General features: G+C 44.4%; 6 protein-coding genes and 1 tRNA gene. All 7 read right to left on the reverse strand.

Translation table 11 applies throughout. From position 1 onward, the window contains the following. Positions 1 to 32 precede the first annotated feature (32 nt). Complete coding sequence (locus tag QUA25_RS06725; RefSeq protein ID WP_333036540.1) at positions 33 to 3,467, reverse strand: PAS domain S-box protein; 3,435 nt, start codon at positions 3,465 to 3,467, stop codon at positions 33 to 35. Positions 3,468 to 3,613: 146 nt separating this feature from the next. Beyond that, a complete protein-coding gene (locus tag QUA25_RS06730; RefSeq protein ID WP_333036542.1) occupies positions 3,614 to 5,542 on the reverse strand; it encodes a response regulator in 1,929 nt (642 codons plus the stop codon). Positions 5,543 to 5,835: 293 nt separating this feature from the next. Continuing rightward, positions 5,836 to 9,171: a protein DpdE gene (dpdE, locus tag QUA25_RS06735; protein WP_333036543.1), complete on the reverse strand. Its 3,336-nt coding sequence runs from the start codon at positions 9,169 to 9,171 to the stop codon at positions 5,836 to 5,838. A 195-nt stretch (positions 9,172 to 9,366) separates the two neighbouring features. Continuing rightward, positions 9,367 to 10,023, reverse strand: coding sequence for a glutathione S-transferase (locus QUA25_RS06740; RefSeq protein WP_333036544.1), 657 nt, complete (start codon positions 10,021 to 10,023; stop codon positions 9,367 to 9,369). 231 nt (positions 10,024 to 10,254) lie between these two features. Then, complete coding sequence (gene trhO, locus QUA25_RS06745) at positions 10,255 to 11,202, reverse strand: oxygen-dependent tRNA uridine(34) hydroxylase TrhO (RefSeq protein WP_333036545.1); 948 nt, start codon at positions 11,200 to 11,202, stop codon at positions 10,255 to 10,257. Positions 11,203 to 11,256: 54 nt separating this feature from the next. Further along, positions 11,257 to 11,328 (reverse strand) — tRNA-Gly (locus tag QUA25_RS06750). 200 nt (positions 11,329 to 11,528) lie between these two features. After that, positions 11,529 to 11,756, reverse strand: a complete 228-nt coding sequence (locus QUA25_RS06755; RefSeq protein ID WP_333036547.1) for a hypothetical protein — start codon at positions 11,754 to 11,756, stop codon at positions 11,529 to 11,531. Positions 11,757 to 12,042: the final 286 nt, after the last annotated feature.

Genomic DNA, 12,042 nt, shown 5'->3' on the forward strand with positions numbered 1-12,042 from the left:
TTCGGGATTGATGCTACAGATTAATCTAAAAGTTATTCAACGGTGGCTAAGGGTAGGGTGAAGCAAAATGTGCTGCCTTCACCTAAGATACTTTCCGCCCAGATTTTGCCGCCATGCTGCTCAACAATACTACGACAAATTGCTAAACCTAAACCGGTGCCTCCTTTTTCGCGGGAGTCAGAAGCATCAACTTGCTGAAATCGCGCAAAAATCAGTTCTAGTTTATCTGCTGGAATGCCTCGTCCGCGATCGCTAACTTGGAACAGCACAAAGTCTGTCTGGTTTTCGGCACTCAGATGAATTGTGGAATCGGCAGGTGAGAATTTAATCGCATTACTGAGCAAATTTGTTAAGGTTTGGACGATCGCATCTCTTGTTGCCCCGACTTCTGCATCTGTGGGGTTAACGATTAATGAGATCTGCTGTTGAGTAGCCAGCGCCTGCATGCTATCTACTGCTTGCTGCATCAAATCGGCAGCTTTGCAAACGGTTTTCTCGACAATTGCCCGCCCGGAGTCTAGGCGCTCCAAATCTAAAATATCATTAACCAGGTGGACTAATCGATTGGTATCGAGGAGGGCAATTTCAATCATGCGTTTAGATTTTTCGGGCTTTTTATCATAAACCCCACTTTTTATTAGTCCTAATGACATTTGAATTCCTGCCAAAGGAGTGCGAAGTTCATGGCTGACAATACCAATGAACTCATTTTTAATGTGTTCTAGCTTTTGTCGTTCGGTAATATCTTCCCCAATGCTGATAGTTCCTATGATGTTTCCCTCTGAATCTTGCAGCATGGTATTGTTCCAGGCAATAAATCGTTCCTCACCCGCTTTTGTTAAGATAAAATTTTGATAATAGGGATGATAGTTATGGGCTAAAACTTCCGAAAAAACAACTTGAACCGATTGTTGATTAGAAGGGGGTAAGAAGTTTTCAAACCAATTCTTTCCCATAACTTCTGGGTGAGTATATCCTGTAATTTTTAAGAAGAAAGGATTAACATAATTAACATTTGCATCGAGATCAAGTCCGACAACAATCAACTGCACGTTATCCAAGAGCGATCGCCAGCGTCGTTCGGCTTCTCGGATGGTGGCTTCGGCTTGCTGACGTTCTTGCAGTTCGACCTGAAGCTGTCGGTAGAGTTGGGATTGCTGAATGGCGATCGACAATTGGCTGGCAATCTGTTCAAGTAATTCTATTTCCCACGATTGCCATTGACGAGGTGCAGTATTTTGGTAGATAGCTAACAAACCCCAGAGAGTTTCTCTCAAAAAGATCGGGAAAACTGCATAACTTTTTGCTTGTAAGTGTTCCAGTAGCTCGATATGACAGGGTTGAAGTTCAGCGCTGTAAATATTGTTAACAACAAAATTTTCATGATTGCGGAATCGACCGCCGTGAGTTTCTTGCAGATAGGTATCTGCACAATTTTTTTGAATATCGCTCCCTATCAGTTTTACCCAACCCTCACCAACTGACTCGAAAATAAAATCACCACTCCAATCATGATTAAATCGGTAAATGGCAGTGCGATCGGTTTGTAATGTCTGCCTAATTTCAGTAACAGCAGTATTTAGAACGGCATTCAGATCCAAAGATTGGCGAATCCCTTGAGTAATCCTCCAGAGCAAATTTTCCTTTCGGGATTTCTGTAGTAAGGCTGCTTCCGCCTCTTGTCTAACTTCTTCGAGGTGCTTCGCTACTGTGATATCTTGATGAACGGCCACCAGAACATCGCCATAGCCGGAATCATTGAATACAGAGCAAGTTGCACTGCACCAAAATGGAGTCCCATCTTTCTTGACATTGTGGACTTCATAGCTGAATTCACTGTTTTGGAAAACGGCAGACCGAATGGCTTGATTTACATCTTCAGGACTGACCGATTCGGTGGCATAGTTGAGAATCGAAACGTGCTGACCGTTGAGTTCGCCAAAGTCATAGCCAAACATCTGCTCAAATTTAGGATTGGCATAGACAATAACTCCATTATCTGCTCTTACTAAACAAATGCCTTCCGCCATGTTGCGGGTAATGACAGCCTGAAGATCCAACATTTGTTCTGTTTGTTTTAGTTGAGTCAGATCGCGTAGACTGACGATAACGCCTGAAATATTTTCACCTGCATCGCGGAAAGGCGTATAGGTAACGCTCAAAAATTGCCGTACTAAATTGGGATAGTCAAACCACTTTTCATACTGAATTGTTTCTCCAGCCAAACATCTATCTAAGCGAGGTTGGATGAAGTTATCAAACAACTCTGCACCCAGGATATTCCTAACAGAATTTCCGATAACTTCGCTTTCCGATTTATTGCACCAAGTCAAATAAGCTTGATTGGCTATTTGATAAATATAGTTAATATTCATCAGCGCAATTCCATCTCTTGTATTGAATACAATGCGTTCATATTGGCGGAAGGCTTCTTCAGTACCTTTGCGATCCGTGATATCAAATAAGCTAGAACGACTCATCATGAAGTTACCTGCTTCATCATAAATTGCTGTAGCATTTAAGTTTATCCAAATGGGTTCTCCGTTTTTCTTCAAAAGCTGAAACTCTAAATTATTGATCGAGCCTTGTTTTTTAAATAAGGGAAAATTTTGATAAAAAATAATTTTACTTTCAAGAGGAATTAAATCAATAAATTTCTTTTTATGTACAATTTCCTCGCGGGTATAGCCTAACCACTTGAGTTCCGTATCATTAATCATAATTATTGTTCCTGCTGCATCTAGGGAATGATAGCCACAGGGAGCCTTATTATAGAGGTCTTCAACTTGATTGATATATTCTTGCAAGCTATGGTTGACTTCAGTGAGTTCTGCAGTCCGTTCTATGACTCGTTGTTCGAGTTCAGTATTGAGTTGTTGTAGGGCAATTTCTGCTTGTTGCCGCTCCCTCAGTTCCGTTTGTACTCGATCAAATAAATCAGCTTTCTGAATGGCAATTCCAGCTTGAGTTGCTAGCTGTCGCATGAGTTCAATTTCTGAGGGTTGCCATTCGCGAGGTTCTGCACACTGATGGGCAATCAATAATCCCCAAAGTTCTTCTCCCTCAAGGATAGGAACAACCAGGTTAGCTCTAACTTGAAAAGTGGCCAGGAATTCCCGGTGACAAGTATCAATTCCGGCAGTATAAATATCAGATTTAGAGGTGAATAAGCCTTGTTTGAAGGGTTCGATATAGCTTTCACCCAAGCAAGGATCGTGTATCTGAGTGGATAAGATTGCTGTCCATTCTGAACCAACTGACTCTACCACCACATTTCCGCTCCAGTCTGGAGCAAATTGCAAGATAATTACGCGATCGCATTGCAGAATGTTTCTGAGATCCGTGACCGTAGTGTTGAGAATATCTTCTAGTTTGAGGGATGCGGAGAGAGAAAGTGCTGTTTTAGCCAGGACTTGCTGTGGCTGTTGTTGCCATTTCCCATAATTTTCATCAGTATGTTCTATCATTAATCTACTTACTTAATTACATTTTTTAGATTGAGGCAGAAACCGGGTTCTTAGCCCTCCTGCGTAAGTTCTATTTAAGTATTTTAGGACTTACGCAATCATCCCAGGTATGGGGGCAACCACGGGGGGTTTGCCCCTACAAAACACTATATATTCAGGCTATGCGTAAGTCCTGTATTTCCAGGCTTAAGTAAAGGACGACTGCGCCTGATTCGGCTGAGTACCCGCGTGACTAATTCAGGCCCTAGTACCGGCTTGGTAATAAAATCATCGGCTCCCGCTGCAAAGGCTTGTTGTAGAGATTCTGGATCTGTATGGGCTGTCACCACCAAAATCGGTAAATTTTCCCATTGGATATCCTGTCGCACCACCTGACACAATTCTAAGCCGCTGACGATCGGCATTTCTAGATCCAGCACTACTAAATCGGGTTCAGTGCTAATTAACACCTCCCAAAATTTCTGTGGTTCTTTGAGAGTTGTCACCTCAAGTCCCCAAGGAGTCAGCAACCCTGATAATTTAATCAGCATCACAGGGTCATCATCTACGATTAAGACTTTGGCTTCTGAAGTTTTGGGACTGGGTAAAACACGGGTGATGGCTCGAAAAATTTGCTCGGTGGTTGCAGGTTTGTGGAGAAATTGCTTAGCACCTAAGCGCGATACAGCCAAGCGATCGGCAAGACTATCTCGTCCGGTAAAAACGATTATAGGAAGAGTAGGCGATCGCTCGGTCAGCTCTCGCAGTAGCGTCAATCCATCTTCCTCTGTCTCTGCAAAGCTTAAATCTAGTAACATCACATCGGGCATTGACAAAGCAAGACGCGATCGGGCAGCAGTAATATTCGGCGCAATTTTCATCCGAAATCCCCAAGCTTCCGATTCTACTTTCAATCGCTCCGTTAATGCAGCATCATCATCAACTACCAAAACCCGATAGTTGAAATTTGAAATAGTAGAAACTGGTGCAGCCGTTGATGTAATCGGTGTTTTGTCTAACTCCTGATGTAATCCTGTCACCAATTCCGAAAAGCGGGTAATTTCCTCAGCAGTCAAAGAGCGATCGTTTATTAGTAAATGCTCTGCTGAGCGTGCCAATTTCGAGCCTTCGGGATAACCAAAAGATCCCAGAGAGCCTGCCAATTTATGAGCTTCATTTTTGGCCGCTTGCTGTAATTCTGTTTCTAATTTTCCGGCTAATAGATCAGTTTTTGCCTGTTCCAATACAGTAATTTGTTGGTTGAATACTCCCCGAAACCGCTCTAACACTTTGTCGCTCTCCGACTTATCTATCCGGCGAGATTGAGTTTTTTTGGTGCGCTCAATCCCAGGATTATTTGAACTAGATGACGCAGATTGGGGGTACGGTTTCAGTCGATAGCCCATGCCATAAATTGTTTCAATGATTTCTTCAGTTAAGCCGCCTGCCTTCAGTTTCTTTCTGACATCCTTAATATGAGTGATAATAGCGCGATCGGTTGGCGCGTCATCAAATCCCCACAGACGATCCAAAATGGCACTGCGGCTAAAGATGCGATCGGGATTTCGCAGCAATAATTCCAGCAGATTATATTCTGTCGCTGTCAGTGAAATTATTTGTTCGCAAAATGTCACTCTACCAGAATCCAAATCTAAACAAAGATCTCCCCAAGTCAATGTATTAGCCGGTGAATTCTGAGTAGAACCTCCTGGGGAAAGTGCTTTACTGCGTCGCAATAAAGTTCGGATTCTTGCCAGTAATACTTCCGTAGCAAAAGGCTTGCTGATGTAATCATCGGCTCCCGCATCGAAAAGAGCCACCACCTCCGCATCTGAATCCTTTGCAGTCATTAACAGGATCGGTTTGCAGTAGCCTTGCGATCGCAGTTGCCGACATAGACTAATTCCATCTAATTTGGCAACCTGCACGTCTAACAAAATCAGGTCATACTCAATTCCCGCTGCCAAGTCTAGGCCCGCTTGTCCATCATTTGCCCGATCGAACCCGTAATGATTTGCTTCCAACACATTGGTCAGTGTTGCACTCAGCCCTCCATCGTCCTCTACGAGCAGAATTTTTATCGGAGACTTCTTCATTTTGGCTGTGCGGTTCAATTTCCATGCGATCGACGCACTTTGATGTCAGGCCGAACCGTGGCTTTTAACTAAATCAATGCTACTCATTACTACTGCTTTTATCTTACCATTTTTGCAGTCCCATCACCTAAAAATTGCTGTCACTTCCGCAGTTTAGATAAGACTCATCCCCCATCCATCCATCTGCGTCCATCCCCGTTTATCCGCCTGCATCTGCGGTTCAAAAAGAGCGTGAAGCGAAGCTATCCCGAAGGGAATCGCCCTCAAAAAGAGCGATAGCCCTCCCAAACAAATTATCCTTCATCCTCCGACTTTACAGGAGGACGCCCAGAAATCACAATAAATCCCACAGACTCAAGAGTCATGTGCGGGCGGCGAATACCAGCTAAAACCGCTTCACTCAACATACTTTCCGTACTGATTTCATCAGCTAAAACCGATTCTAAAAGTTGTTCGGATTTAGAAAGTCTATTCAAGCGCAATTGCAATTGATTCACCCGGTTTTCGAGTTGGATAGCAGCAGTGACAGCAAAACTATTGCACATTTCCACAAAAGCCGATCGCCCGCGCAGCAATTCCTCCGATACCACCCGTCCCTTTTGGCAAAAATCATCCCATTCTAGCGGATCGACAAAACTGTCAATCAGCGACGTGCGATTTTTCGACAAATTGTAATCCCGATTCGGCCCGCCTTTCCCCTTATAAGCCCGCTGCAAAATCGCTAGAAGTTCCGCATCTTCCACCAGTGACATTTCTTCGCTGCGAGCATCTACAAACACAGTTTCAAAAATTGGCAGAAACAGAGAATCAGCGCGGCGCTGCAAAGCTTTTAAGTTGTAATTTTCGATGTTTTGTGCTTGCAACACTTGCTCGGCAGGCTGCACATCAGTCTGGATTGAATAATTAAACTGAAAGCCAAACCACTCCTTCCCAGGCGCAGCATCCCAACTTTCATCATGCCGCCACATGGCAAAAGCTTGACCGCGATCGTCCCAGCGAATATAAGAGCCAAGTGCATCGATCAATCCCTCACCAATTCGGTAAAGAGCGACATCCGCATTCTGATAAGCAATGCGGCGATTGTAACTGCCATATTGCTGGCAATAAGGAATCAATCTGGTTCTCAAATCGTTCGACGGAATCAACGTTTTTTGAGTAGGTTGATAGCGCAGCAACCCCGATACACTCGGATGTTCGATTTGTTTGAAGTGGAGAGCTTGACACAACCAACCTTCAGTAGCCCGCTGCATTTCTTTATGCTTAGCATCGCAATTGTCGAGAGCTTCAAAATACTGAGATGCGCTGTCATCAAGAGTATCAATTTCATCGAGAACGTACTGTTCGTCTATTTTGATTTTCTCTTGTTCGATTTCAGTTTTAATCGATTCAATTTCGCTGGATAAGCCCTTGCCTCCCTCAGCAAACAACTTTTCTTCAAGTTTGAGAAGTTTTTCCTCAGCATAAAACTGAAGGCTGGCAATAGATTTGTTGAAGATATCAAACCCATCTTTTAAAACTTGAAACCAAGCTTCGTGGGGACTCTCCGGCAAATCCGGGCCTGCAAACAAACAAAATTGGACTCCCATTTTGCTGCCAATGCGATCGACTCTGCCGAGTCTTTGTTCTAACTGATGGGGAAACCACGGCAAATCGAAGTGAACTAACCAATCTGTCACTTGTAGATTTACCCCTACTTCCGCCGATCGATCGCACACTAAGATAAAACAATGCGGTTCAGTCTTAAACCGCTTGAGACTAGCCTCAACATCATCAGCCGATTTGCTCGTCTCATGGCTGGCGATCGCATTTTTACCAAAGATTTTAGCTAAATTTTCCGCAATCTCTTTACAAGTTGCCGTAAAACTGGTAAAAATCACAATTTTCGGGAAACGCTCGCCCGGAATCGGCCGTTTAATTTGCTGTTGAATTCTCGACAGCAAATCGCGAGGTTTGCTGTGATACTCGCGCGGAACCTTCAAAGCAACTGCCAGAAATCGGAGAATCGCGATTCGTAACAAACTCAGTCGATCGAGTCCTTCCTGGGGCTTTTCCAGGGTGTTGAGCAAGGTTTCGAGTATTTCCCTTTCTTCGGGAAACAGCGCAGTTTTGGTCAAAATCGCCGTGTCATTTTGTCCAAATTCGCGATCGAGTTCTGGAGTCGATTTTTTCTGCAAACGAGCTTTGACAACCCGTTCTAAAACATTCAGCCAAGTACCGGAAGCGCGGAAAAACAGCAGGAAAATTCTCTGATATTCGCTCGACTTGGGAGCGACTGTGCGCCATTTATCGAGTACGGTTTGAATTTCAGACCACTGTTCATCATTCAGATCGTACTCAGTTTTAGGAACAGCATCTCGATCGAAAATCACATCTTCAACTGCATCGCGGCGGTTGCGAAGGATGCGGCGGTGCAGGCGGTAGGTATCGCTAACGTGAGTGCGAATAATTCGGACAAGCCGAGCCTGTTCTGCGGTTTGTTTAGTTTTCAAACAACTTTCTAACTCTGTTGCTAATCCGATTAAATAATCATCTTTGGCAAAAATAGTGCGAAGTTGAGCGAGTTTTGTTTTCAAAACAGCAGGCTTGGCATTTTCTCGGAAATCCAGCAAAGCGCCACCGATTTCTTGACGGTTTCGCACCTGTTCTTTGAAGCTTTCCAGGTCATCAAGACGGTAAGTTGTGGGATCTAGCAAGTGCAGCATTGTTAGAAAATCTTGCTCGCGGCCGAGAACTGGCGTTGCAGATAATAACAATACATTTTTGCTTTTCTGAGCTAGTTTCTGACAGAGTTCAAAGGACTGCTGCTGAGCGCGATCGCTCGAATTTGCCATTGCTGCCACATCATGCGCTTCATCCACAATCAGAAAATCTAGGTTGGCGTTGCGGCTAATTTGATTGATGTCGCTAACAGCCACAAGCTGCACTCGGTCAGCGAAATGAGACAAATAGAATTTATTTTCCAACTCCTGCCGCCACTGTTCGAGCAGGTATTTCGGAACAATTACCACAGCGCGTCCGTTGGGTTCATCTAGCAGGAATTGGCGGAGAATTGTGCCGGCTTCTACTGTTTTTCCGAGCCCTGGTTCGTCGGCTAATAAATAGCGCACGATAGGGTCTTCTAGGACGCGCCGGACGACTTCAACTTGGTGCGGATAGAGGTCTATGTTAGCAGAAATTAAACCCGTCATGCCGCGGCTGACGGCCCGCTGTTCGATCGCAGATTGAACGAATGCCAATCGGCGATCGTGAAAATACGGCGTTTCTTGGCCTTTGACTGCTAAAATGTCGATCGGATCGGCGATCGGGATATTGCAGCGAACGTAAAGTTCGCTTTCGACAGCTTGCAAACTTTGGCTGTCGGGCAGGTCAATTTCGTACTCTAATTTATCTTCATCCCAGTCATAAACTCGACCGATAATCCATCTTTCCTGAGTTGTACTCCAGAGGTAGCAGCGGGTTTGGCGCTGAAGTCTGGCTTCTTGCAGCAAGCCCAAAGGCACAGTTTTGCGGATGCGGTTTTTAACTGAGCAAAAATATTCAACTACGGCATCAGTACGCGATACCTCAACAACTTTTCCGACTCCCAAATCGTTTCTGGGCGATCGAACTAACGAACCAACATCAATCATAATTTCAGCCTGACAATACTTACTAGAATACAGTAACGCCTGAGCAACTAGAATAACATTGCATCTTAGACTTCTTACATAAATCTTTGATTGATACGTCAACCGCAGATGTCAGGCAGATTAACACAGATAAACGCAGATATTTTTAAGAACTGAGAGCGAATGAAAGCAATCTTGTCTCTTGATTGCGAACAATTACGAGCGCCCAAAAACAACGCCTGCATTGCCCGATTCCCATTTCGCGTATTTCTGCATAACACTAGCGTAAATTTCTGAGTCTGTAAACCCTGTTAACCAAGCTTGTAGCTGTGGCCAAGGCTGTTCGTTAAACCAAGTTTGATCTGTATGAGCGAATTGACGAACAAAAGGTGCGATCGCCATATCAGCCAATGCTACATTGTTACCAAATAAATATTTAGTGGCGTTTAACTGTGAGTTGAGTTTTTCCAGCAATAAAGAACCTTCATAACGATGTACTTGGGCATCAACACCGGGATATCGATCGGGGTACTTATAACGGTCAAGATGATATTTAAATCTATCATCAAATAGAGCGATTAGTTCCAGCATTTCTGCAACAGAACCTTGCTGTGGCATCAACCATTTTTCAGGATCATTTTGCCTCAATGCCCACAACATGATATCGATACTTTGATCGAGTACGCGCCCATCAACATCAATCAATATTGGTACTGTACCTTTGGCAGATACCTCCAACATCTCTTGTGGTTTGTCTCGTAAAACAACTTCCCGCAACTCACACACCCGATTGCTAACCATTAAGGCCAAGCGCGCGCGCATAGCATAGGGACAGCGGCGGAAGGAATACAAAATCGGGTATGTTGCTGACATATAATATCAATTCCGGTTGCACCGTCCGTGATAGTTGACTGTTGACTGTTGACTGTTGACTGTTGAGTGTTGACTCGATTTTATTATTCAGATGCAACCGGAAACGATATAATTAGTCGATCGCGCGATCGGGTTTTTGGGTTCAGAAACCCCGTTCCTTCGTAGATTTCTCGTCGCTAAACAAGATTTTTCGTAGAAACGGGGTTTCTTTAAGCTTAGTGAATAATAATATTAGTGGATCGCACCATCTACTTTTTCCTTCCCATCGTAGCGCGCGCCTATATGTACTTGGTTGCGACGCTTAGCAAGCTCAATCTGACGTTGACGTTCAGATAAGGCTTGTTTTTTGGTTTCAGTTTTTGAGTCGTGACAATGAGGACAACTCACACCAAGTACAAATAATTCCGAAGCCTTATCTTCCTGACTAATCGGGTGACGACAACCGCGACAAAGTTCATAGTTTCCCGGCTTTAACCCCTGACCAACAGAAACCCGTTCATCAAAGACAAAACATTCGCCTTCCCAACGACTTTCTGCTTCCGGCACCGTTTCCAAATATTTTAAAATTCCGCCTTCGAGATGATAGACTTCCTCAAAACCTTGAGTACGCAAAAAAGCAGTAGATTTCTCGCAGCGAATACCACCCGTGCAAAACATTGCCACCTTGGGTTTAGTGCGTAAAGCAGTTTCCCGCAGCGCCCATTCAGGTAACTCAGAAAAGCTTTTTGTTTTTGGATTAATAGCGCCTTCAAAAGTACCCATAGATACCTCGAAGTCATTACGCACATCAACCACGACAACATCGGGATCGTCAAGCAGCTTATTCCACTCCTCCGGCTTAACATATTTGCCAGCCATGAGGCGGGGATTAATGTCCGGTACTCCCATCGTGACGATTTCGCGCTTCAAGCGTATTTTCAGGCGGTAAAAAGGTGCTTTTTCCGAGAAAGATTCCTTGTGCACGAGATCGGCAAAACGCGGGTCACTACGCAAGAATGCCAGCACTGCGTGTACGCCCTCGGACGAACCGGCAATCGTGCCATTGATGCCTTCTTGGGCGAGTAAGATAGTGCCTTTGACGTTGTTGTTGTTGCAACAATCGAGTAGCGGTGCTTTCAGCTCAGCAAAATCCGGTAGTTCAACGAACTTATATAAAGCAGCGGTTAAGAAAGAAGCCATAGATTGAATTTATAGCACTAATTAATTTTCATACTTCTATGAAAATTCAGTCAAAGCGGACGGTGGGACTCGAACCCACGACGTTCAGCATGGGAAGCTGACATTCTACCACTGAATTACGCCCGCGCTTAGTGTTTTTTACCTGTTTTCACCTTCTTTGACTTTGGAGACGCAGCGGTAAAAAATGACTAGAAAAACATTGTACAACTATTTTCTGATTTTGAGTATAGCATGGGGACAATCAATTTTGGCCGATCGCCGATCGCACAACTGAGCCATGATACTGCGGCAGACGAGCCAATTGTCATCGCGGTCAAAAGCTGCCACTAAATCAGCAATCGCCTCGGTTCCGAACCTTGACAAAGACTTAGCGGCTTCGGATCGCACGTTCCGATCGCGCGATCGAACTGCATCATTTTTAACAGCGCCGCCATTGAGTCGGCTGTTTGGCTGTGCCGCCATCCCATCGCCACGAACGATCGCACCATAAACTCGCGATCGTCCACTTTCCTCAGCAACATCGGTAGCGCCACCGCAGAATAGCCCTTTCTCACAGCCGTTACCCCCCGCAGCCTGTCTTGAGAATCAGAACTTTGCCGTGCTGCTGGGAGTTCCCTAATTTCCCGAAGCCAATTAAAATATATTTTTGTTACTTTTCTTTACAATTTTAGCTAGGATTGCCGGACTTTGGGAAGATTAAAAAATTTCACTTATTAGATTCTCTCGGCCAATTAACAGCTTCAAACTTCAAAACCAGAAGAAGTTCATGAGGTATTTGGTGAATTTGAGTAATATTGGCAACGACCGATCGACGATACCCTGGAAATGACTAAAAAGGTA

The organism is Microcoleus sp. Pol17C6 (genome assembly GCF_036701145.1).
Classification (GTDB): domain Bacteria; phylum Cyanobacteriota; class Cyanobacteriia; order Cyanobacteriales; family Microcoleaceae; genus Microcoleus.

Excerpts from the sequence above, each read along its gene's own strand:
- QUA25_RS06725 (WP_333036540.1), bottom strand. The coding sequence starts at position 3,467 with ATGATAGAACATACTGATGAAAATTATGGGAAATGGCAACAACAGCCA.
- QUA25_RS06730 (WP_333036542.1), bottom strand. The coding sequence starts at position 5,542 with ATGAAGAAGTCTCCGATAAAAATTCTGCTCGTAGAGGACGATGGAGGG.
- dpdE (WP_333036543.1), bottom strand. The coding sequence starts at position 9,171 with ATGATTGATGTTGGTTCGTTAGTTCGATCGCCCAGAAACGATTTGGGA.
- QUA25_RS06740 (WP_333036544.1), bottom strand. The coding sequence starts at position 10,023 with ATGTCAGCAACATACCCGATTTTGTATTCCTTCCGCCGCTGTCCCTAT.
- trhO (WP_333036545.1), bottom strand. The coding sequence starts at position 11,202 with ATGGCTTCTTTCTTAACCGCTGCTTTATATAAGTTCGTTGAACTACCG.